Raw genomic sequence first — 22,148 nt, forward strand, 5'->3', positions numbered from 1 at the left:
CGCCATGTCCTTCGTGCCTGACGATCCTTGCAATGTAATGCGTTCTGCATTACATTCAGCTTCATCCAGTAAGGAACCAAACATGGCCGCTACCAGTGCTCGAAAGGAAACGCCCGTTTCCATGCGCTTCCGCGATGATGATCTCGCGATCATCGATCGGGGAGCGGCGCTGACCGGGCTATCCCGGACCGAGTTCATGCGCCGCGCTGCGGTGCAGGAAGCGCAGACGGCTATCCTCAACGAGAGTGTCATTCGCGTTTCCGCTGATGCCTTCGAAGCTTTTGTTGCGGCGATCGAAGCGCCGTCGGCCGCTGCGCCCGCCAAGGTGGCCGAGCGCCTGCAGCGTCAATCGCCCTGGGAACATTGAGCTTTGGGCCTGTCGCAGATCGAACCGCTTGCGGAGCGTCATCGCCTGGAGTCGTTCAGCTGTGGCAAGCCTGCGCTCGACGCCTGGCTTGCGACCTTTGCCCGATCGAACCACCAGCACGGTTTTACGAGGGTGTTCGTCATCCATGACAACGACGTGGTCGTCGGCTATTATGGACTTGCCCCGACGGTCATCGCGCCAAATGTCGTGACCCGAAAGATCCGAACGGGCCGTCCACCCGATCCGATCCCGTGTCTACTCATTGGTCAGCTGGCAGTCGATCGCCGCCATGTCGGTCGAGGTATCGGCACGGCGCTCGTCAAGGATGCCTTTCGCCGCTGCGTCGCCGGCGCCGATCTGGTTGGCGGGCGAGCGATTGTCGTTCGTGCCGTCGATGAAGAGGCGGAGCGCTTTTGGCAGAGCTGGGGCTTCATTCCGTCGCTCGACAACCAATCCATCCTCCTGCGGTCGATGACCGACATCAGAGCATGGATAGGGGCCCTCTAGACAGATACTCGATCTGCAGCGCCTGGTCCCATGCGTCGCCATGCGACCAGCTCGGTCCCCCGAGCGTCGCAGAAATGTCATGCACAGACACTGTGTTCGAGGCGATCGAGATGATCTACGACAAGCTCGACGCCAGCGGGCGTCCCGAGAAGGTCGATCGGGCGGTGCTGGTTTAGTCCGACCACCGGACGTGTCAGCCATCGTTCGGCTTCTGCCTGCGATCCGAAGATATCCGTTGCCCTTACGAGGATCTTGGCGAATTTCCACAAGCGGCCGCTCTGTTCACGGCTGAGCGGCTTGGAAGGGTTGTCCTTCCGCTGCTGCCAGGTTCGCAGGCTCATACCCACCGTCTTTTCGAGGAACTCGCTCTTGCCGATGACCACGAGCCTGCCGACAAGCCGATCCAGCGCGGAAGCAGGCAGGCCGCACAAGAGCAGTTCGTGGGCGTCGAGCACATCGGTCAGGCGACGCGCTAGGATGCCCGAGCCGCCGAGCAATGCTTCGATTTTTTGCAGTTTATAGCCGCTTGCTGCTAAGGAAGGTGCGTTGACGGCCATGATCTTCCTCTCGCATGATCTATCGCTCACCATACGTCATGTGTCGCGGTCGATTCAAGGATCGAGGGTGCATCCGGCGTATTCGCCGGACCGGGCTCTATTTCGCCGATGCGCCGGCTCCACGAAGCCTGCGGTGCAGTCTTCGCGCCTGAACGCGTGACGATCCCTTGCGCGGCGATGACCAAGCTGTTCTGGCGAACGATCATGTCTTCTCCGCCGGCATCGTAGCTTCGGTCGGTCTATAGCCCTTCCGATGCTTCCGGCGTGCAAGATCGAGAAAATGCACCACGGCTTCCTGTTCGGTTCCGAATACGTCGGTCCTCTCACCGCCACGCCTGCCGATCCGTCCCCAGCTACGCACGACCGCGGTTTCGCCAAACAAGGTCAGCTGGATCCCAAGCATGTAATAGCGCGCCATATTCCGGCTGGCATCAATTCGCTGGAAATGCAGGTGGAACGACATTCGGCTCATGTCGGGAATCATTTCTGCGGGGACCGGCCCTGTCCAACGAGAGTTTTGAATCCTTTGCGGCCGATGGATTCCGTTTTGTGATGTGTTGGCGCGTCATGGGCACTGCAAAGAATCCTCGATGAAGCCGGTCCCGATCGGTCGAGGCGGCCTAGGCGCCGAGGGTTGGGTGTCCGGCGGAATACTGTCGGATCCGTCAACGGCGCTGCCGAGTGTGTGGCCAAGGATCACGTATTCGATCTCGGAGTGAACAACTCCATTCGGCATTGCCGCACGACCTGCAGGCGCGAATGCGATCACGCTCGGTCCCGCCGGGCGACAACGTATGATGAGAGCAGCTGGCGGGCGAATCTCGCTTGCGGTGGTAAAAGGCGCGCGGGGGGGTGCGCAGAATGGCGGCGAGGCATTCCGAGAGCTTGGCCCTCTCGCGCAGCGCCGGATCGGGCTGCCATGATGGTTTGTCCCGCCCTTCGGTCGCACGAGACCATTTCCGTTCTCCATGTCGCCTTTCTAAGGGACCGGCCGCCATCAGCGTCAACCCGCAAGGGGTTCCCCTGCGCTGGCGCTCCGGTGACGCCTGCGGCTCGGCCCCTTCTTCGGGCGCCATCGGGAATGGTCCCGAGCAACCGAAGGAGACAATACCATGGCCACCACGATCGCAACCCTGACGCAGAAGACCGACGGCAGCTTCGAAGGCATCTTCGCCACCATCCGGGTCAATGCCCCGATCGCCATCGTCCCGAACGCCAGCAAGTCGAGCGAGGAAGCGCCCGACTACCGCATCATCCACCGCAAGACCGGCTTCGAGATCGGCGCAGGCTGGAACCGCATCGCCCGCCTGACCGGCGAGGAATACCTCTCCGTTAAGCTGGAGGCTCCAGAAATCGGAGTGATCTTCGGCAACCTCGCACAAGCCCCCGGCGGTGAGCCGAACCGCAAGGTTATCCTCTGGAACAACCCGAACTGAACGACCAGCAGTCGGCCTCGAGGGATCGGGGCCGACTTCCGCGGTGTCGGCACCTGAGGCGGCCGGCTTTGCCCGCCGCCTGTTTTCTGGTGCCAAACGAAACGTGGATTGGCTGCTCAGATCGCCAAGTCTGCCATGAGGACCGTGCCGCCTCAAGGTCGCGCGGCCCCTCCAATATTGCCTCCACTGCGTTGCACTCCGCTCCGACAAAATCGTCTATGGGGCGGGCTACGCTCTTGAATACCACGATTGACCTCCGCATATCTTAGTCTCTGACGGGCTACAGCGGCACAGGCGACTGGACCGCCTCCGGATCTAAAGGCGGGCTCCTAAACGGTTCAGCGATAAGAGGGAGCCGTCGGAATCGGCATGAATTTTTCGTGCGCCCCCCGCCGCACTACAGTCCTGACCTCGTTCCGGATCTGGGACCTAGCTCCCGTTGATAGTGCGAGATGTCATGACGCCTCGTTGCGAAGGGCAGCAATGACACGATCGGCCATGAAAGCACAGCGGGCGCCATCGAAGGGGAAGAGGGCCGAGAATGCGCCGGAAAGCTGTTTTTCGATCGATTGCCGCATCAGCTTTCGCGCCCGGTGCAGCCGGGTCTTGGCCGTTTCCGGTCTTATGCCGAGGTAAGATGCGGTCTCGTCCGTGCTCATGCCCTCGACATCACGCAGCACGAACACGGCGCGAAAATCATCGGGAAGGTCGTCGACGGCATTTTCGAGGAGATGCCGCGCCTGGCTCCGCGACAGTTCCGCTTCTGGATCGGTTGCCGACAAGGAGGACGGAAACTGTAACACTTCGCCACCCGGCGCCATCGTCTGCATGTCGATTTCTTCGAGCCCGGTGGTGTTCTTTCGGGCCCGCACACGGCCCAGCGCCTCGTTGAGCGTAATGCGGGTCAGCCATGTCGAAAGTTGCGCCTTGCCTCGGAACGCCGCCAGATTGGTGAATGCCTTGATATAGGCGGCCTGGACGACATCTTCCGCCTCCGCATCGTTGCAAATGATGGCGCGCGCTGTCCGGAACAGGCGCTGGTTGTGACGCTGAACGATGGCGCGGATGGCGGGCTCGTCGCCTGCTTTTGCCAACAGCACGAGATCGGCGTCGGACAGTATCGACATCTGCTGCCGGTGTCGCTCGATGGTAACCGGAATGGCTGTCATGGGGAATTCTCCGCCCGCTCGCCCGTCTTTCGGTTGGAGCCCGGCCTACGGCCGGACGTCCAGCTTGCCCGTCATGGCGGGATGAAAACGACAATAAAAATCAATCGCTCCCGCTTGGGTGACCGTCATGCGGCCTTCCGATTTCGCCGGCAGGTCGATATCGAAGCTTGTTTCGCGAGCGGTTGCCGTGTGCCGGAACATATCATCGTTTCTCCAGACGATCACATCGCCGACATGCAGCTCGGGAGGCGGCGAGCTGAATTTCATGCCGGTGATGGTGATCTGATGGTCCGCCGCCGAGGCAACCCCGTTGCCTGCACAAAGCAGTGCAAAGAGCAGCGGGAGCCGTTGCGATGTCATCAGCAAGCCCATTGCCATGCCTATTTGATCATCGAAGCAAGATGCTCGGCATGCATCTGATGTTCCTTGAACAGGGTCAGGCCCGTTTCCAGCAGCGACTTGAGCTCCTTATTCTGAGCCGAAGGGATCAAGATGTGGGCAAGCGCGTCGTTGACCGACTTATGATAGGCGACTTCGTTTTCGACATAGGCCTTGTCGAATGCCGTACCGTCGAGTGCCTCCAGCGTCGTCAGTTTCTTGGTCGCCTGTGCCGACAAGGATTGGCTGACTGCGTTGTCTTCGGACGTCACCTTCAGCTTCTTGACGAGGGCGAGCGCTTGGTCGTTGACGGCCTTGTGGTCGCGCTCCATGGTCTTGGCGAATGCAATGACTTCGGCATTCTTGCTCTTCTTCAACGCCTGCTCCGCCGCAGTGACATCGATCTGCCCCGCCGTATAGGCGATGTGGGCGATCTGAGGATCGGTCGGCTTGGCGTCAATGGCGAACGAAGCCGTGCCAAGCGAAGCTGCCATCAGGGTGGCGCCGAGAATTCGTTTCAACATGATCTGTCTCCCTTGTGTCGTAACCGAATGGCTTCCGGCGGCAACGGTGGTGCGCCTTCGGAAGCGAACATTGGATGCAAGTTTGTCGAAAAGGTTCCCGGAAATTTCGGACACGAAGAGGCTGGCGTCGGTCCCCGACGCGTCAGTTTTTGCCGACGAAGCGCTGAAGAACGATAGCGTGATTGTGGTGCAGGTCTTTCGCAGCGTAGAGAAGTGTCGCGTCCGGTTGTCGATCCGGCGTTTCGGCTCCTCAACGGCGGACGGATTCTTTTCCAGCTCGTCCCGATACCGGTGCTGGAACTCGGCCCACTTGGCGGGGTCGTGGCCAAACCATCGGCGCAGAGCCGGGCTTGGCGCGATATCCTTCATCCAGATGTCGACTGCTGTATTCTGCTTGCTCAACCCGCGCGGCCATAGCCGGTCGAACAGGATGCGGATGCCGTCTTTCGGCTCGTAGATTCGTTTGATGTGCAAGGCCATTTGTCCACCCGCCGTAAGTTCGAAAGCCAATCTCGACGAATACGCGTGACAGGGTTTTGGTTCCAAACTGGAGGCCGAGGAAGAGGTGGTGGAAACCTGTTCAAACAGCATCCCTCCCACTCAACTTAAGCAATACGGTTGCCAATTGGCCACACCTGCCAGCCTCCGAACTGTCACAATTGATTTTTCGCGCGCAACTGGTATTGCTCGGTCGTGCACCGCTGATATTTTCCGATTCTCTCAATATTGCCAAAAGGATACTTGATGCGAAATTTGGCGCCGCTCGTCCTTGTCGCAGTTCTTAGTGCCTGCGCCCGGCCATCGGATGGCCCAACCGCCGGTGGCTTCTATAATGCCACCGCCCCTCAAAGTAACGAGCGGATCCCGGTGGTCAGGCTATCGGAAGCGCCGATGGGTCCGGTTGCGGTCACGCCGCTTGCCTATGCGGCCACCGATCCCGGGCTCAGCCTCATGCGCTCGAGCGGATTTGCCGATACGAGGCTGCGGCGCGGCGACGTCATCGAGGTCACGATCCTCGACACCGGCGAAGAGGGACTTTTCTCTTCAACTCAAAGCAAGACCCTCAATCTCGGCCGCTTCACCGTCGATTCCACGGGAAATGTGACCCTTCCCTTCGTCGGCAAACAGCGAGTGGTGGATTCCTCGACCGAGGCTCTGCAGACACGCATCGTCACCGGGTTGAAGGGGTCGGCGGTCAATCCGCAGGCCGTCGTCACCGTGGTCGACAGGCCTTCCAGCGGTATCACCGTCAATGGCGACGTGCGTGCCGCCGGTCGCTTCCCGCTCACCGCACGAAAGGAGCGTGTGCTCGATGCGGTCGCACTTGCCGGCGGCGCATCGTCTGCTCCGGGCTCGGCGACCGTCACGCTGATGCGCGGCAAGCAGCGCGCCACCGTGCCGCTTCAGCGCGTCATCGACGACAACAAACAGAATGTCTACCTGCTGCCGGACGACCAGATCTATATCGACAAGGATTCACCCACCTTCACCGCCTTCGGCGCCTTCAAGAGTGTCGGCGAGTTCGAATTCGAGCCGGGCAGGCTGACGCTTGCCCAGGCGCTCGGGCGAGCCGGAGGTCTGCTCGATGATCGTGCCGATGCGCGCAATTTCTATGTGCTGCGCAGCCAGCCGGTCTATACGCAGGTTGCGGCCGCAAACGCCAAGACCCCGGTGCCGGCTGTGGTGAGCACAAAGCCGGTGATCTACCGCGTCGATCTGAAGGACGTTTCCAATCTGGCGCTGATGCAGCGGTTCCAGATGATGGATGGCGATATCATCTACGCCAGCAACGCCAGCCTGGTGGACTTTGCCAAGCTCTTCAACGTGTACCAGAAAAGCGTGCCGACGGCCGCAGCACCGATCCCAGCGTCGAGCGGCAATTAAGCACCGACAACAGGACGTTTTGCGGAGCCGCCGAGCAGATGCAAGGCGGCTCGTGCATTTTCAGGTCTGTCCTGCGGAACCTGTCGGGACAGGCGGTTCGCCAATGCTTGCAGGGCTTCGGTTCCATCGCTTTCTCCGTCGTAATGGCTAAGCAGCAAGGACAGCAGACACCCGGCGGAGTAAAGATCGGATCGTTCGTCGAGCGGTTGGCCGGCCATCTGCTCGGGCGAAGCGAAATCCGGCGGGGCGGCAAAGGCAAGATCGAATTCATCGTGCCGGCATCCGGGCCTAAGCGCGATGCCGAAATCGGCGATCTTCAAACGGGAGAGATCGCCGTCGGCGAGAAGGTTGAGCGGTGACAGGTCGCAATGCACGAAACCTGCGGCATGGATGGCTTCCAGGCCTGAGAGCACCGAGGTCATGACTGAAGTCACCTCGCCGAGCGATAATGGCCTTTCCTGTAAAAGCCCCGCAAGGCGGCTGCCGATCCATTCCATAACCAGGGCAGGACGCCCATCGGCAAGACGCAGAACGGTCTGGGTCGCGGCAGTGTGGGGATGTCTGAGCGCCATGCCGATTTCCGCTTCCCGCAGCATCAGTTTCCGAAGGACAGGATCGTCGGCGTGGTCGGGCCGCGGCATCTTGATGGCGTGAAGCGTTCCGAGATCGCGATGGCGGGCGCGATAGACCTGGATGGCCGAGCCGTCATGGACCAGCGCTTCGAGCACGAAACTGTTGGCGACGATTTCGGGATCGGCATTGCTGAGGCGGGCTTCGCCTCGATCGAGCGCGTCCCTGACCCGGTCTACCAGCATGTCCCGGGTTTCGGGTGAACTCTGGTTCAAAACCTGCCGGAGATGCGAAAAGCGCCGCGCGATCTCCTCGAAATCCGCGGGATGATCATGCGTCATCGGTCTTCACGTCGATTACGATGGCGCTCAAGTTTTCGCGGCAATTGGCAATCAGCCCCTCCTGAACGAGAATATCGGCCGCTTTTTCGATTTTTGCGGAAAGGAGGATTTCGGCGATGTTCCGTTCGGGAACGGCGTTCGGTAGGGCCGCACTGCAGAGCAGGAGCCTGTCGCCGGCCTGCAATCCGCCGGGGCGCACTTCGGGAATGAGATGTCCTCGCATGCCGATGGCGCGCGAAAGCGTGCGTCGCAGGCCGATCTCCACGTGATCGCGGGTAAGGCAGCGCATCATGCCGTCCCGCAGGAGATAACAGCGTGCATCGCCGACCCAGAGCAGGGCGCTGCTCTCCTGAAACGTTGCCAGCACGACGATGCTGGCGGCCGAGGGCTCGCGATCCTGGGAAAGATAGGCCGATTGCAGCAGGCCGTGGGTGCGGCCGAGCTTGCCTTTGATCTCCTGTATCAGGGCTTCGATCGTCTGCTGCGGGGCGGTTTCGGCCAGCACATGCACGGCGATCTTGCCGGTTTCGGCAGCCGCGTTGCTGTCGCCGACGCCATCGGCGACAGCAAACAGCGATGGCGTTTCCGAAACGAGCAGCGCGTCGGCGTTGACGGCAAGCCGTGTGCCGGGATGCGTGGCATGGCTGTGCCGGAGCGCCAGAGGATGGCGCGGTTCGACAATGACGGGACGCGGCACTTCGGCTGTTTCAGCTTGCGGCGGTGCTGAAACCGCGTTGAAACTCTCGCGCAACAGCTTTGCGAAATGCGCAGGTTCCGGGGCGCCGCTGACGCCAAACCCCTTGGCTCGCCGCTCCTCCGGGTCGATCCGCCACCAGATCGTGCCTCGGCTGGACGCTCTGTCCTGAAGCGTCTCGTTTTCCGCGAGATCGGCCGGTCGCAAGCTCCGCAGCCGCTTCAGGCTTGCGGTGAAATGATTGATGTCGAAATCCCGTTTCGTCGAGCTTTCGGCGATCGCCTCGGCTGCCGTGAACCATGTGTCGTCGAGGTAAAGCTGGCGCGGATGCTCGGTGAAGCCGGGGAGTTGGGCCGCGATGACGAGGGGAAAACTCCGCCCGACGCGGTCGAGGCTGGGAAGCAGGACGCCGGCTATAGTTGCCGATCCCCACAGGCCGCGTTCGATGATGAAACGCCAGACAGGCATCGCGCGAAACCGGCGTTCCCAACCCTCGCCGAGTTCGTGGTGTGCCTCTTGCAGCCCCGCCTGCAGCCAGGCGTCGAGTGCCGCCTGTAGAGGGCTCGCCAGTCCCATGGAAACGAAATCGCCATGGCTCGGCAGCTTGCCGAAGAAGCCGATCCTGTCGGCTTCGGTTGGGCTTCGATCCAGGGTGGCGCGCTCGTTCATGACGAACCGGTCAGAATTGCGCCGGGCATGAGAAGGCGCCGAGCGCCTCCAGCCGGAATGGATTGAGCACCGAACCGAACTGCACGTCGAACTCCGCCGTCTGACCGTTCTGCTCGAATTTTGCCCGGAAGAGGTCGTCGCCTTGTATCGCGAGGTCGGCATCGTCGAAGAGTCGGAAGGGCGACCAGTCGCCGTTCTCCGTCAGTGCCTGTTGCCAGCCGCCCGGCTGGAAGGCGAGGCGCGAAACGTTGCTGGCTTCGGTCGACGGCCAGGTGATCGATTTCGATTGGATCGGACCATGGAAGTAGACCACGCGTTCGCCTTCGATCTCCAGCATCACGGCGCTGGCCGCCTCGGTCAGCGATACCGGCTTGACGTTGATGGATATCGACGGGTTCTCGCTGCCGGCCGGGAAGAAGGCGCGGTTGATCTTGTCGGCATTCTCGAACTGGGCGATCGCCGCACTTGGGATGCTGGCTGCTCCGAACGTGCCTTTCCAGCCCCATGGCGAGGCGCTGGTGTCGACGAAGGCTTCGAGCTTTTCCTTGAAGAAGGTCTTGAACAGTCCCTCCGGTCCGAAGAGTCGCACGAAATCGCTCATCGCCACGTCGCGCGGAGATTTCCGGTCGAAGGGATAACGACCGGCGACGACATTCGAGCAGAAGCCGGCGCCTTCGGCGGCCCAGGCATCGCTGATGCGCGAACGGGCCGATTTGACGGCCAGCGATCCGACATCCGCAGCCAGCCCCGCCATCCATGTATCGACGGGTGCCGGCAGCTTGCGGGCCTGCTGCAACAGGTCCTGGTTGGCGTCGGTGAGCTGGCTATCGACGTCGAAGACTTTCGCGACTTCGGCGGTCGACGTCGTGGCGCGCGAAAGCTGCTCCTGGACCCTCTGCAGGATCGGCTCGAGCTGGCCGATCTCCGACCGCGGCGCATCCTTCGACTGGTCGGGAAGCGGAGACTGGCCGGCCGGCGCCTTCAGCGCGTCGCGTAGGCGGCCGAAGGGATCGGGCGCGTTCGCTGCGCTCGCGAGCGCCGTGGTCGAGGTTGGCAGGCTGTCGCCGGCGGCCGAGGCGATTTCTGCCCCGGGCGGGCGCAGATCGGTGGCGGCGACGATCGATTTGGTGATCGTCTCGACCGGACCGGGCTTGCCCGCCAGGATGCGGGTGGTTTCCGCCGCATCGCCGATCGTCTGGGAGGGCTTCACCCTGATATCGGTGAGGATCGTCGACCAGCGCTGCTCGAACATGTCGAAATAAAGTTGCAGCGTCGCCTGGGCGACCGTATCGACCGTGACGCCGGCAGGATTGGGATCGCCGCGGACCCATTGTTCGTCGAGCGCCTCGCGCGCGGCGTCGGTGATCCCAGGCAGAACGCCGGTGCGGTAACCGGTCGCCGAGAAAAGGCCGGGAATGCCTTCGTTGAGCGGCGCCTTCGACTTCCGCTCGAAAGCCTGTTCGCCAAGCGGCCCCAGCGCGCCTGCCGGGCTCCAGGCCGGAAGCGCGCGGGACTCGCGATATCCCGCCAGGATGTCATAGGCGCGGCTGGCGATGTTCTGCGAACGGATGACCTCGCGCGCCTTGGCGATCAGCGCCTTGTCCAGCTCGATCGGTGGCAGAGCGCCGCGCGCCATGACATCGGCATGGGTGATCAGCGCCTGCCGGGCCGCGGCCCTGCCTTCGTCGGGATAGAGCCTCGTGAACATGTCCTCCGCCTCAAGCGAGGCAAAGTCCGCATTCACAGGGCCGAGACCGCCGAGCATGCCGTAGAGTTTCAGCGCGTCGAAGGTCCGGGTGACGTCGGTGGTCTCGGCCATCTCCTTCTGGAGCTGCACCAGCATGCGCGGCAGGAGCAGTGTGTTCAGCGCCCGCTGATAGGCCTCGCGCTGCCGGCTGGCGACCTTGCCTTCCTGGTCGAGGCCGAGGCTTATCGGCCAGACGCGGGTCTTGCCGAAGTCGGTGGTGACGGCGGCGAGATTGTCGAGCGCTGGCAGGATGCGCAGAAAATCCGCATCCGACACGTCACGAACCGGAACGCCACGCACCAGTTGTTCGTAGGCGTCTATACGTCTTTCTGCGCCGGCCAGTGCCGTGGTGTTCTGGATGTAGGTGGCCGTCCAGCTGGTCAGCACCACGGCAAGCAGCAGGACCGTGGCGGCATAGGCCGCGCGGCGGAAGAGCAGCTGCCGCCCCGAAAGCCGCTTGTCGCGGGCAACCAGCGAGGCCTCGCCGAAGATCACCTCCTTGAAGAGGCGCGAGAGGAAATAGCTGCGCCGCATGCGGGGAACGGCGACGGTCTCCTCCCTCTGGGTGCCGGAGGCGAAATAGATGCCGCGCAGCAGCGGCGCCTCCACCAGCTTCGAACCTGAGCAAAGCTCGGTGACGACCTCGTGCAGACGCTCCTTCAAAGAGGTGAGCTCGGCCGGGAAGCGGAAGATGCGGCCGCGCAATTCCGGATTGGGCTCCTGCTGCAGGCGTTCGATCAGCATGGCGTCGACGCGCTGCTGCAGCAAGGTGAATTCCTCCATGAAGCGTTCCGGCAGGTTCGCCGCCTTATAGCTCTCGTCGAGCCCGAACGTCGTGCCCCAGACCTGTTCGCGGTCGCTTTTGTTGAAGCCGTCGAAGAACTCCACGAAGCCGGTCAGGAGATCGGCCTTGGTCAAAAGCAGATAGACCGGCACGCGCGCATGCAGGAGTTCGTCGAGTTCGGACAGCCGCTGGCGGATCGCCCTGATCTCCTCGCGCTGGGCTTCGGGATCGCGCGTCAGGAGATCGCCGATCGACAGCGTCACCAGCGCCCCGTTGATCGGCTGCGAACGGCGGTATTTGCGCAGCAGGCCGAGAAAGCCTTCCCAGCCGGCCTTGGCGGTGCCGTTCAGATCGTCCTGCGTCGTATAGCGCCCGGCCGTATCGATGAGGATGGCCTCGTCGGTGAACCACCAGTTGCAGTTGCGCGTGCCGCCTATCCCCTGCACCGAATTGCTGCCGAGCGCATCGCCGAGCGGGAACTTGAGGCCGGAATTGCTGAGCGCCGTCGTCTTGCCGGAACCCGGCGCGCCGAAGATGACATACCACGGCAGCTCGTAGATATAGCCGAAGCGCTTTTTGGTAATGCGGCGGAGCAGTTGCAGCGCTTCCTTGAGCCGGCCGTGGATCTCGCCGACCTCAGCCTGCTGGCTGGCCGCGGCTTCCGCTTCCGCGTCCCGCTCGATACCATCGACGAGCTGCTTGTCGCGGCGGCGGTCGCGGATGGTCGTGAAGACGAGGTAAGTAAGCCAGGCGACGAGGATGATGCCGATCAGCGTCAGCCGCGCGCTGGCGCTCGCCAGCGGCTTGAAGTCGCCATAGGCGGCGAGATAGCCGTAGAACCAGATGACGACACAGATTGCCGCCACCCAGATGATCGAGATGAAGCGGCGGCCGATGAGGCCGGCATAGGCCTCCACATAGGAGCGGAGCGTATAGAAATAACTGAGCGGGTTCATCGCGAACCACCTCCTGCGGCAGGCGCCGTCGGTTCATCCGGCATGTCGGTCTGACGCGGTGTCGTCAAGCCTGCATCGTTCAACCGTTCGCTCGGATCGGTCAGGACCAGGATCTCGGTGCGGCGGTTCATCTCCCGGCCCTCCAGCGTATCGTTGCCGGCGATCGGATCGGTGTCTGCACGCCCCTCGGTCAGGATCGCACCTGGCCCGGTGAATGAACTGAGGATTTCGCCGACCGCCTTGGCGCGGGCTTCGGAAAGGTGCCAGTTGGAGGGGAACTGCACGGTGCGGATCGGCACATTGTCGGTATAGCCCACCACCACGGCGCGGAAGTTCTCTGCGGCCAGCGCGCCGCCGATCCGCTGGAGGAGGTCGTGGAATCTCTGGCTGACCTCCGCACTGCCGGTGGCAAACAGGCCGGAATTACTGATGCGCACCAGCAGCCTGCCATTCGAATCCGAAAGCGTGACCAGCTTCTTCTCGACCTCCGGCTGGAGGAAGGCGAGCAGATTGTCGAGCCGGCTCGGCGGTTTCACTTGCGGCGGTGGGGGCGGTGGCGGCGTTTCGGCGACGACAACAGGCGGCGGCTGCCGAGGAGGCTCCGGTACCTTGACCAGTACACTCGGCATATCGCGCGGCGGCAGCCTGGCGAGCCGCTCGAAGGTTCCGTCGGAGGCGCGATTGAGCGAGAGCGTGAAGAACATGTAACCGAGCGCCAGGATCAGCGTCAGAAGGGAAAGAAGTGTCCAGATCGCCGCCGCAGTGCGCAACGGCTGATGCCGGGCCGAAACGCCCTTCCAATGCGGGGAAAGCTCTCGTTCGAAGACGCCGTATTGGCCAAGCAGCGTCTTATAGAGACTGTCGCGGATGCGCCCAAGCTCCAACCCGCCGCGCGGCGAGACGCGGGTACGGCCCTCGAAGGCAAGCGACAGGCAGAGATAGATGAGGAGAAGCAGGTCCTTGTTGGCGCCGGGGCTCTGGTGGAAATGGTCGAGCAGGTCGAACACCCGTTCGCCGCCGGTCACGTCCATATGGAAGGTGGAAACAAGCCCCGAGCGGGCCCAGCCAGCACGAACGCCCCAGGCCTTGCTGAGCACGACATCGTCGACCGTCGCGCAGACGACGTAGTGGGCGGCGCGTGCGCGTTCGGGGCTGATGCGGGCGCTCGCCAGATCGCGTTCGTAGCGGCCGACAGCTTCGATCGCCACCTGGCGCAGCTCGTCGATATCAGGTTGTTCTTCGGTGTAGCGCAGGGCATGGGCAAGGTTGAGCAGCGGTGCGGCCGAGCGCACCAGCGTCGGCACGTCTTCGGCCCCGAAGCGAAAATCCCGGACGAGCGTTTCGACGGACGCGGCACCCTTCGGAAGCGATCCCGCCGGCGCCTTTGCGCCCTCGCTTTCGGGAAAGTCGAGGACGTCATCCAGCATCTCCGCCATCTTGCGGGCGGATTGCTTCTTTTTCGCGCCGTCCTCGGTGAGTTCGACGATGGTCGGCAGGTTCTGCCAGGTGGAGGCGGGTTCGGTCTTCATTCTCTAAGGGCCCACAGTTCTATTTCGAGCCCGGGAAAATCGCCGGCGAGATGCACGGCGATGGCGCCCGAAGTGTCGAGTTGTTTCCAAAGCGGGTTCTTGGTGTCGAGTTCGAAATAGATGGTGCCAGAGCGATAGGGGAGCTGGCGCGGCAGCACCGGCAGCGGCCGGACGGGAATGCCTGGCAGCGCGACGTTGACGAGGTCGGCGATGCGCTCGACCGGGCCGATCTTGATCTGCGCCGGCAGCTTGCGGCGCACGTCTTCGGCCGGCATCTCGGCCCGGACCGCCAGCACGAAGCCGGCATCCCTCAGCAGCGAACGGTCGTTGATCGTGCCGATCCTAACGCCATGCCGCCGTTCGGCCAGCTCGATCGCCACGGCTGCCTGTTCGAGCACGGACGACAGCGAGGCGCGCAGATCGTCGAAGACGGCCGCGAACGTCGCCTTCAGGTCCTCGTGCCGGTAGGCCGGGAAGTCACTGGCGCGCTTGCGCTCGGTCGTGAAGGTGGCGAGCTCGCCGGCAAGCTGGATGCAGTTCTCATAAAAGATGATCGGGTGGATCCGCGTCGCATTGGCCGAAATGTGTTTCAGCATCGGATCGGCGCGATTGAGGATCTGCAGCAGCAGATAGTCGCCGACCTCAGCGGTCCCTCGAATGGTAGGATCGCCGATCCGTTCGGCGATGGCCTCCGCGCGGTGGCGCACGATGCCGAGCAGTTCGGTGATCAATTCGTTCAGCCGTCCCGCCGCCGTGCAGTTGAGGCTCGGCACGATATAGTCCGGATCGAGGATCACCGCCCGGTCGGAACGCACCTCGATGATACGGGCAAGTCCGATGAGCTCGTAGCCGGCGAGTTCGTCGCCGGTCTTCAGATACCGCAGGCTGAGGCGACCGACATCGATCGGCGCCATGAAGTCGGTCTCGACATTGGCATCGGGCGCTTCATAGGGCGAGGCTACGAGCCGGACGCTGTTGCGTGCGGCACCGCCGTTCAGCGCCACATCGGCCTTGCCCGGCTGGCGGGCGGGAAGCGCCAGATAGACGATCGTATTCTTGGTGTTCTCGTCGAGATCGAGCGGCGGCGGCAGATCGGTATCGATGGGGGCTTCGAACGGCGTTCCATCAGGCAATACGCCGCGCAGGTTCGACAGCGCGAATTGACCGATTGCCAATGCGCCGCGGTCGATGCCGATCTCCGCCACCCCCCAGGGATAGGGCGACAGGCCGTGCGTCGCGGTGCGCACGAGCCGCTCGGTCCAGCGGTCCGCCTGCTGAAAATGCTGCACGCGAAGGAACATGCCTTCGCTCCAGGCCACCCGGTTCTCATTCCTCATGATGCGCGTCTTTTCCTTCCTGCCCGTCTTGCGGACGAGGCCCTGCGTCTCTGCCGTTCATCGCGCCGGTCATGGCATCGCGAAAGAAGTCCTGAATCGACCGGCTTTTGCCGTCTTTTTCGAATTGCGTCCGGTAAGCCCGCCAGTAATTCCCGTCCCGGCGCCAGGCGCCCGTCTCGACACGCGCTTCCAGGCTGCGCGGCTCCAACTGGCCCGCTGCCTGAACGAGAGCCTCGAGCGCGGAATTAAGCGTAAGCTGCTGCCCGAGCAGCGCCTCGATGCGGGCAAGCAGCGCCTCCTCCGTGCCGCCGGCGAGGAAGTCCGGCTGCCTGTCGAAGGACGGCGCATGCATCTCGAAAACGGCATAGTTGTTCTCGACAGCCTCCTCGAGACGGCCGAGCAGCGGCTCCAGCCGATCCGCGAAGGCTTCGAACCGGCCGATCGTCAACGATGGAAATTCCTCGGCTTCGGGCTGCGGGTCGTTGTCGTTGACGATCTCGATCACCGGCGCGGCTCGGCTCTGGGCGATCGGTACGGCGACATGGGTGGCGGACCCGTGTTCCAGATGGCTGCCGTATTCGGTCTCTTCCGCATTCCAGTCTTCCGGTAGAAGCTGGGTGGCTGAACGGATCTCCGGAGGGCCGCTCCAGCCGATCTCGACACTGCGGGATGAGGCCGCTCCCTTGTTCCCGGCCCTTTCTGGAAGGCCCCAATCATCGACCGCACGCTCGCCAAGGATGCCGTTTGCGGTGTGACCGCCCGGAGCGATATCGGCCAGGATTGCGGAAATGGTCAGCGGTTCGTCGCTCAGCAAGAGACCGGCATCGGGATCCTCGATCTCTCGGTCCTTGTCGCCTGATATGTGGACGGAAAAGGCAAGTCCGCCCATTTCCAGCCGCGACCTGTCGGAAAGCCGAACGATCTGGCCTTCATGCACGGCGACGCCGTCGACCCGGGAGCCGTTTGCGCTCTGGTCGCGCAGCACGAAGCCTTCGCGGTCACGCTCGATGATGCAATGGAGCTTGGAAACGGAGCGCCGATCCTCCGGCAGCCGCCAGTCGCAATCCGGCGCCCGGCCGAGCGTTCGCCGGCCACGTTCGAAGAACCATTTCGGCCGGCCTGACGCCGCCGCGTCGCTGGTGATCTCTTTCAGTTCAAGCCGCATCCTCGCCTCCTCACCGCGCCTGGACCGAGAGGCGTTCGACGATCACCGCATCGCCGCTGTCCTTTGCCGCCGGCGCGACCCTCGCCCAGCTGTTCCAACCCAAGCGCGGCGGATCGCCCGCCTGTCCGAGCTGGCAGAAGGGAACGTCCTCCTTCTTCAGGATCGCCTGTATGTCGAATTCGAGCGCCGCGCCGACATAGAGCCGCGTCAGGGCGAAGAGCTCGGTGATGGCGCGGCCGCCCGGGGCGAGCGAGAGGTAGTCGGCATAGCCGAGCGGACCGATGACGATGCGAAAGCCGCCGCTGAAATCGTGGATCGCCGCACCTGCCGTCGCATTGACGCCAAGCTGGACGCCTTGGGGCTGGCCCATACGGCTGCGCTCCTCCACCGGGATGGTCAGCCAGCGGCCGCGGAACAATTCGATCTCTACCGGCAGGCCGCTGAATTCACGCAGCATGGCGCGGAGATTGACGGCATTGCGGTTGCGCGCGGCAAAGAAGCCCGAGAAACGCAGGATCAGCTCCTCGTCGACGCCGCTCTTCTCGACGAGAGGCTTGGTGCCGAAGCCCGTGAGTGACAGGAGCGTGGTGACGAAGGCGTTGTTTGCCCATCTGCCGCCCCATCGCAGCCGCCGGGCGATGCGGTATTTCTCGCAGGCGTCGGCGAAGAGTTCCGCCATCCGCGCGCTAAACATGTCGAAGAAGCCCGCCAGCGCTCGCGACCGGTTGCGCTCCTCGCGCATGACGAGATCGTTATAGGCCGACGGCATCGAGCCGAGCGCCCCGACGAGGCCGGCAAGCGCACTGCGGACGGTAGCACGACCGCCCTTGCGCTTGTATCCGCTGACGGCAAGAGGCGCCGGCGAGACGCCGACATGCGAGGCGACATCCAGCCGTCCTTCCCCCACCGAAACCTGCGCGACGCGAAAGGCCGTCACCGGCTCGAAGCGGCCGGGGTCGCGTTCGAGCAGATCGGCAAGGGCGTCTGGTTTGCGGGCGACAGGGAGATCCATGATTTAAGAGCGGTCCTTCCTTAGAGCAGCGGGCGTTCGGCGGCGCGTGCCGGCCAGCGGGCGATCGGCCTCGATTGCCCCTTCATGCCGATCACGAGCCGGGTGAAGCTGTTGACCGAGGTATAGAGACTGAAGAAACGGTCGAGCACGCTTCCGAACAGGAAGGCCGAGGGGCGGTCGATGGCTGCCGGATCGAATTCAAGCGCGATCTCGGTGCCGGGCACCATGCCGCCGCTGCCGAGGCGGGCGGTCGAATTGGTGGCCTTGATCCTGACGAGCGCATCGACGAATTGTTTGGTCTCGGGGCTATCCCGGAAGGCGTAGAGCGACAGGATATCCTTCAGCGCCGCACCGTCATTGTCGAAGAGTGACAGGTGGTTGAGGATGAGATGCGACATCAGCCGCCAGTTCCGCCCTTCCTGATCGTTCATCCTGACCGACGGCGTCGGCGGGATCAGGGCTTCGACGCTGGCGACAGCCTCATGGCCGGAAGCGAGCTGCAGGAATGGATGGCCTCCGCCGAAGGGAAGCTGTTCCGGCAGGTCGCGGTTGAGGCAGAGCGTATCGACGCTTGCGACCGCATCGACGGGGCCTGAAGAGCGGCGCTGCCTGTCGACGAAGGCGATGTCCATGTCGCTGGTCCTGTCGTCTTCATCGAAACGGCGATAGGCCTGCCAGTAGGTCGCGCTCGTGCCTGCCCGTTGCGACCGTCCGAAGAACGGCTGGCAGAATTCTTCCTGGCCGCGCGATCCGGTCAACAGAACGCGATCGATCGAATAGATCTCTCGGGTCTTCTGGCGCCGCGCATCGGGCAGGAGACGGTATTCCGTGCGGGTGCCGTCGATGGCGATCGGCTCGCAGACCTGACGGAAGAGATTGACGATAGGCGTTGCGTTGAGCGCGAAGTCGCGGACCGACACCGCGCGCTCCAGCTTGGCGTCGCTTTCCTTGAGATAGATGAAGAGCTCCAGTGTCTCGCCCGTCCAGGCATCGAGCCCTTCGATGTCGAGAAAGAGAAACTTCCTGGGCAGGGCGAAGAATTCGGTCAGCAGCCGGTAGCCGGTGAAGCTTGGGGCCGGGTAGGGCAGCATGGCCTCTTCGGGCTCGAAGCCGACCGGTTTGAGGTTCCCAGCCGGCAGGAAGACCGGCGATCGGTCGTCCGCATGTTTGGCAAGGGCGATGCCGAGCGTGTGATTGGCAAGCAGTTCGTAGATCGCCACCGCCTGCTGCCAGGGGGACGGAATGTGCAGGCGCAGTCGGCTCATGCAAAGGCTGCCGACAGGCTTTCGAGCATCGAGAGAGCGGATGGACAGCCTGAGGCAACCGGCAACGCCGGCATAGGGCGAAAGCGGCGCATTGATCGGCTGGCCGGAGAGATTAGCACCGGTGATTTCGATCGGCGCGATCTCGACATCCTGGGTGGTGCGGAAGCGGCAAGCTTCCCCTCTCACCGGCTCGGCCAGGACTTCCGTATGGCGCGGCACGGTCTGGACCGAGGCGAGCGTATCACTCGGCCGGAACTTGACGATGCTCATCGAGGGCAGCGGCGCCAGATAATGGGGGTAGAGCGTTTCGAGGAGGCCGTCGGTCAGCTCGGGAAACTCGTCGTCCAGCTTCTGGCGGACGCGGGCGGCCGAATAAGCAAAACTCTGGATCAGGCGCTCCACATGCGGATCGTCGGCGACGTCGCCGGTCATGCGCAGGCGGCCGGCGATCTTCGGGAAGGCATCGGCAAAGCGTGCGGCCCGGCGGCGGAGCGCCAGCAATTCCTCATTGTAACGGTGCAGGAAACCTTCAGCCATGCGCCGCCTCCACGAGGAAGCGCTGGGTCGAGGGATCGATGGTCGACTCGAAGCTGATCGGCGGCATGCCTTCATGCAGGCGGAAGGTCGCCTGGATGCGCATGCGCAGCGCCCGTTCGGTCATCGTCCGGCTTTTCAGGATCGTCACCCTCACATCGGCGAGCCGTGTCTCGAACAGCGCGATCCGCCGTTCGATCACTTCGGCAAGCTTGAGCTTGGCTTGGTCGGTCATCAGATTTGCGGAGACGATGCCGTCGACGCCATAGCTCACCAGGGCGTCCTTGAGTTCGGAAAGTGCCGCCGGTGGCGTTGCCGGGCAGCGCCGCGTGTTGAGCAGCGCTTCGAGATCGCGGCGGATAGCCTCCCTGACGTCGCGGACCTGATCGACGAAGCTCATCGGCGGATCGACGGCGCGATCCGGAGCCTCGTCGATCAACCTGTCGAGGATCGAGCGGGCAAGGACGCGGTCGCGCAGCCGGTAGCGTTCGAGGGGATCAACCATGCGCAACCTGCCTGCCAGCAGCCGTTGCCGGCACGATCTCCAGACTTTGGGTGTCATGGAAGGAAACCAGTTCGTCGCCGGCGAGGTAGCAGCGCTGGCCGCGGCCGGTGGTGATGCCTGTGGGTTCCTCGATCCATTCGGTCTCACGGCCAAGCCTGAGTGTCGCATCCTGGCCGGTGCCATGATAGACCGCCGGCAGAAGGACCGACGCGGCTGCGCCGTCGATGAGCGACAGCTCGGCGCGGCGGAAGGCCAGATCGCGCGGACGGGCAATCGGCTCTATCGAGAGGGCTGCGATCTTGGAAAAATCGATCCACAGATAGCCGCCGCCGGTCATGATGACTTCCAGGGCATGCGGTGTCCGGTCGTCGAGGTCGCGGAAGTCGGAGACCGCCTTGCCGTTCCAGATCAACGGACGTTCGCCCCTCAGCTTCTCGAGCGCATCGAGCGTGGTCCTCGCCTCATCCGCATCCCCGCCGCGATGGGCGATGCCGAGGCGGACGGCGAGCTTGTCGAGTTCGCTCGGCCCCTGTGGAAATTCCGGCAGGGCGCCGCTTTCGAACCAGGCGTCGCGCGCCGCCATCGCCCGAAGCTCGTTGCGCAGCAAGGCGAAGCCCATCGTCGCGTCGGGTGAGAGGGTGGCAGCAAGGCTGCACTGATTGTCCGCCCGCTGGTAATCGCCGGCAAGCACGAGAAGATCGATATAGAGATGCCGCGCCTCCTGATCCGAGGGCTTGACCTTCAGATGAGCCTTGACCTCCTCGATCGCGTCATCGAGGGCGTTGTCACTGAGCGATTGGGCGATGCTGGCGGAAAGCGTCATGCGGACATCCTCTCGGGTATGGCAACGGGGCGGCTCAGGATCTGGCCCGTGGTCGCGGTCTCGGCGATGAGATGGAAGCTCGTGGCAACGTCATCGAGCTGGAAATGCGGCTGCAGCCTGACCGTGCACGAGAAACTGCCGGGCTTGCCCGGAATCTCGGCGACGCCGATGCCGGCCGAGCGCAGGGGAAAGCGGGTACGCAGCGCGATGTCGGCATCGTCGTTGCCGAGCGTATAGGCGGTCAGCCAGTCCGCGAGCTTCCGCTCGATCGAGATCGCATCGGCAAGCTGGCCGATTTCGTCGCGCATGATGACCTTGAGATAGTGCGAGAAGCGCGACGCGCAGAGCACATATTGCAGCATGGCGGCGAGGCGGGCGTTCTGGCGTGCATGTTCGTTGGAATAGTGCGGCGGCGCATGCAGCGACTGGTTGGAATTGAAAATCGCCGAAGAGGAGAGATAGGTGGTCGCGGCAGGGATGATGCCGAGCTCGCAGAGCTGCTGCTCCTGGCCGCTGGTCAGGTGGATTTCCACCGGTGCCTGGGCTGATAGTCCGTTGCTTTCGGTGCCGAAATCGTAGGGCGGCAGTTCCGCTGCACTCAGCAGGCCACCGTCGATAGCGTCCTGCATGACGCCGCGGATATCCGCGAACCATCCGGAATCGACAAAATTTCGGATGACGACGGTCGCAAAAGCGAAAGCGGCGTTGCCCCAGAGAAGCGAACTGCCGTCGCTAGCAATGCTTTCGCGGAAGGGAAAGCCGTCATTGCGATTGCGTGCATGAGGCGTGAGCGGCGAGCGCATCAGGATGCGCGGGGCGACAAGTCCGAGGAAACGCGAATCCTCACGCGCGCGGAGACCGTTCCAGCGGATGCGGGCCGTCTCATTGGCAAGCCAGGAAAAGTCGTTGACCCGGTTCAGCTCGTGAAAGTCTTCAAGCCCGATTGCCAGCGGTGAGGCGCCTGCGACGAAGGGGCAGAAGGCGGCGGCTGCCACCATGCCGATCTGCGACAGCGTGCTGACCGGATCGCCGCCGGCCGGATCGGCCGGAGAAAGATAATAATCGCCGACCAGCAGACCGAAGGGTTCGCCGCCCGGCATGCCGAACTCGCGGCTGTAGATCAGTTCGAAGAGGTGGCTTTGGTCGAAGTCGCTGGCGCGCTCCATGCTGCGTGTGAGCTCGCTCCAGCTGACGCCGAGAAGCTTGACCTTGACCTCGCCGCTGCGGCTAGCCTCGCGCACGAGCATGGCAAGGCCACGCCATCTCGCCTCCATCGCCTGAAAATCGGGATGGTGGAGGATGGCATTGACTTGCCTGTTCAGCGCTTCGTCGATCAGCGTAATCAGCTGATCCGCCCGGCGCCGCCATTCGGTGCTGGAACCCATCGTCAACCTG

The 22,148-nt window shown here is 63.3% G+C and carries 21 protein-coding genes and 1 pseudogene; 4 read left to right on the forward strand and 18 right to left on the reverse strand.

Annotated elements, in window-relative coordinates; all coding sequences use genetic code 11:
• The first annotated feature begins 82 nt into the window (after positions 1-82).
• Both G9X68_RS18630 and G9X68_RS18635 read left to right on the forward strand, forming a co-directional pair.
• Positions 83-367 (forward strand): type II toxin-antitoxin system TacA family antitoxin, encoded by a 285-nt coding sequence (locus G9X68_RS18630; protein WP_171603634.1) that lies wholly within the window; start codon positions 83-85, stop codon positions 365-367.
• Between the two features lie 3 nt (positions 368-370).
• Positions 371-874 (forward strand): GNAT family N-acetyltransferase, encoded by a 504-nt coding sequence (locus tag G9X68_RS18635; RefSeq protein WP_171603635.1) that lies wholly within the window; start codon positions 371-373, stop codon positions 872-874.
• A 77-nt stretch (positions 875-951) separates the two neighbouring features.
• Here G9X68_RS18635 and parS read toward each other — a convergent pair whose 3' ends face one another.
• From parS to G9X68_RS18650, 3 genes are read right to left on the reverse strand one after another with little or no spacing between them, the layout of a single operon-like run.
• Positions 952-1,431 (reverse strand): type II RES/Xre toxin-antitoxin system antitoxin, encoded by a 480-nt coding sequence (gene parS, locus G9X68_RS18640; protein WP_171603636.1) that lies wholly within the window; start codon positions 1,429-1,431, stop codon positions 952-954.
• A gap of 26 nt (positions 1,432-1,457) precedes the next feature.
• Positions 1,458-1,637 (reverse strand): hypothetical protein, encoded by a 180-nt coding sequence (locus G9X68_RS18645; protein ID WP_171603637.1) that lies wholly within the window; start codon positions 1,635-1,637, stop codon positions 1,458-1,460.
• Positions 1,634-1,915, reverse strand: coding sequence for a WGR domain-containing protein (locus G9X68_RS18650; RefSeq protein WP_171603638.1), 282 nt, complete (start codon positions 1,913-1,915; stop codon positions 1,634-1,636). The genes G9X68_RS18645 and G9X68_RS18650 overlap by 4 nt, the downstream gene beginning before the upstream one ends.
• A gap of 628 nt (positions 1,916-2,543) precedes the next feature.
• Between G9X68_RS18650 and G9X68_RS18655 the strand changes: the two genes are divergently transcribed.
• The gene (locus tag G9X68_RS18655; protein WP_171603639.1) at positions 2,544-2,867 is read left to right on the forward strand and encodes a DUF736 domain-containing protein; all 324 of its coding nucleotides are present in this window, start codon (positions 2,544-2,546) and stop codon (positions 2,865-2,867) included.
• Between the two features lie 455 nt (positions 2,868-3,322).
• On the opposite strand, the gene G9X68_RS18660 is transcribed toward G9X68_RS18655, so the two are convergent.
• The 4 genes and pseudogenes from G9X68_RS18660 to G9X68_RS18675 all read right to left on the reverse strand — a co-directional run bounded on the left by G9X68_RS18660 (position 3,323) and on the right by G9X68_RS18675 (position 5,418).
• A complete protein-coding gene (locus G9X68_RS18660) occupies positions 3,323-4,036 on the reverse strand; it encodes an RNA polymerase sigma factor (protein WP_171603640.1) in 714 nt (237 codons plus the stop codon).
• A gap of 45 nt (positions 4,037-4,081) precedes the next feature.
• Positions 4,082-4,408: a cupredoxin domain-containing protein gene (locus tag G9X68_RS18665; RefSeq protein WP_171603641.1), complete on the reverse strand. Its 327-nt coding sequence runs from the start codon at positions 4,406-4,408 to the stop codon at positions 4,082-4,084.
• Positions 4,409-4,416: 8 nt separating this feature from the next.
• Positions 4,417-4,938, reverse strand: a complete 522-nt coding sequence (locus G9X68_RS18670) for a DUF4142 domain-containing protein (RefSeq protein ID WP_171603642.1) — start codon at positions 4,936-4,938, stop codon at positions 4,417-4,419.
• A 142-nt stretch (positions 4,939-5,080) separates the two neighbouring features.
• Positions 5,081-5,418: pseudogene (locus G9X68_RS18675) on the reverse strand (DUF488 domain-containing protein).
• A gap of 264 nt (positions 5,419-5,682) precedes the next feature.
• Here G9X68_RS18675 and G9X68_RS18680 point away from each other — a divergent pair.
• Entirely contained in the window at positions 5,683-6,822 is a 1,140-nt protein-coding gene (locus G9X68_RS18680; protein WP_171603643.1) for a polysaccharide biosynthesis/export family protein, read from the forward strand.
• Here the strand turns inward: G9X68_RS18680 and G9X68_RS18685 are convergent.
• From G9X68_RS18685 to tssC, 11 genes are read right to left on the reverse strand one after another with little or no spacing between them, the layout of a single operon-like run.
• Entirely contained in the window at positions 6,819-7,733 is a 915-nt protein-coding gene (locus tag G9X68_RS18685) for a serine/threonine-protein kinase (protein ID WP_171603644.1), read from the reverse strand. The two genes, G9X68_RS18680 and G9X68_RS18685, sit on opposite strands and share 4 nt — an antisense overlap.
• Complete coding sequence (gene tagF, locus G9X68_RS18690) at positions 7,723-9,096, reverse strand: type VI secretion system-associated protein TagF (RefSeq protein WP_171603645.1); 1,374 nt, start codon at positions 9,094-9,096, stop codon at positions 7,723-7,725. Before tagF ends, G9X68_RS18685 begins: the two co-directional genes overlap by 11 nt.
• 10 nt (positions 9,097-9,106) lie before the next feature.
• A complete protein-coding gene (gene tssM / locus G9X68_RS18695) occupies positions 9,107-12,583 on the reverse strand; it encodes a type VI secretion system membrane subunit TssM (protein ID WP_171603646.1) in 3,477 nt (1,158 codons plus the stop codon).
• Positions 12,580-14,112 carry a type VI secretion system protein TssL, long form gene (tssL, locus tag G9X68_RS18700; protein WP_171603647.1) on the reverse strand — a complete coding sequence of 511 codons (1,533 nt, stop codon included), beginning with the start codon at positions 14,110-14,112 and terminating at the stop codon, positions 12,580-12,582. Before tssL ends, tssM begins: the two co-directional genes overlap by 4 nt.
• The gene (gene tssK, locus G9X68_RS18705; RefSeq protein ID WP_171603648.1) at positions 14,109-15,449 is read right to left on the reverse strand and encodes a type VI secretion system baseplate subunit TssK; all 1,341 of its coding nucleotides are present in this window, start codon (positions 15,447-15,449) and stop codon (positions 14,109-14,111) included. The genes tssL and tssK overlap by 4 nt, the downstream gene beginning before the upstream one ends.
• Positions 15,439-16,614 carry a type VI secretion system-associated FHA domain protein gene (locus G9X68_RS18710; RefSeq protein ID WP_171603649.1) on the reverse strand — a complete coding sequence of 392 codons (1,176 nt, stop codon included), beginning with the start codon at positions 16,612-16,614 and terminating at the stop codon, positions 15,439-15,441. The genes tssK and G9X68_RS18710 overlap by 11 nt, the downstream gene beginning before the upstream one ends.
• A gap of 10 nt (positions 16,615-16,624) precedes the next feature.
• Positions 16,625-17,626, reverse strand: coding sequence for a type VI secretion system baseplate subunit TssG (tssG, locus tag G9X68_RS18715; protein ID WP_171603650.1), 1,002 nt, complete (start codon positions 17,624-17,626; stop codon positions 16,625-16,627).
• Positions 17,627-17,646: 20 nt separating this feature from the next.
• Complete coding sequence (gene tssF / locus G9X68_RS18720) at positions 17,647-19,428, reverse strand: type VI secretion system baseplate subunit TssF (protein WP_171603651.1); 1,782 nt, start codon at positions 19,426-19,428, stop codon at positions 17,647-17,649.
• On the reverse strand, positions 19,421-19,930 hold the full coding sequence (gene tssE, locus G9X68_RS18725) for a type VI secretion system baseplate subunit TssE (RefSeq protein ID WP_171603652.1): 510 nt from the start codon (positions 19,928-19,930) through the stop codon (positions 19,421-19,423). The genes tssF and tssE overlap by 8 nt, the downstream gene beginning before the upstream one ends.
• A complete protein-coding gene (locus G9X68_RS18730) occupies positions 19,923-20,753 on the reverse strand; it encodes a type VI secretion system accessory protein TagJ (RefSeq protein ID WP_171603653.1) in 831 nt (276 codons plus the stop codon). The genes tssE and G9X68_RS18730 overlap by 8 nt, the downstream gene beginning before the upstream one ends.
• A complete protein-coding gene (gene tssC / locus G9X68_RS18735) occupies positions 20,750-22,138 on the reverse strand; it encodes a type VI secretion system contractile sheath large subunit (RefSeq protein WP_171603654.1) in 1,389 nt (462 codons plus the stop codon). Before tssC ends, G9X68_RS18730 begins: the two co-directional genes overlap by 4 nt.
• Positions 22,139-22,148 lie beyond the last annotated feature (10 nt).

Origin of the sequence: Rhizobium changzhiense (assembly GCF_013087625.1) — a bacterium.
GTDB classification, from domain to species: Bacteria; Pseudomonadota; Alphaproteobacteria; order Rhizobiales; family Rhizobiaceae; genus Rhizobium; species Rhizobium sophorae.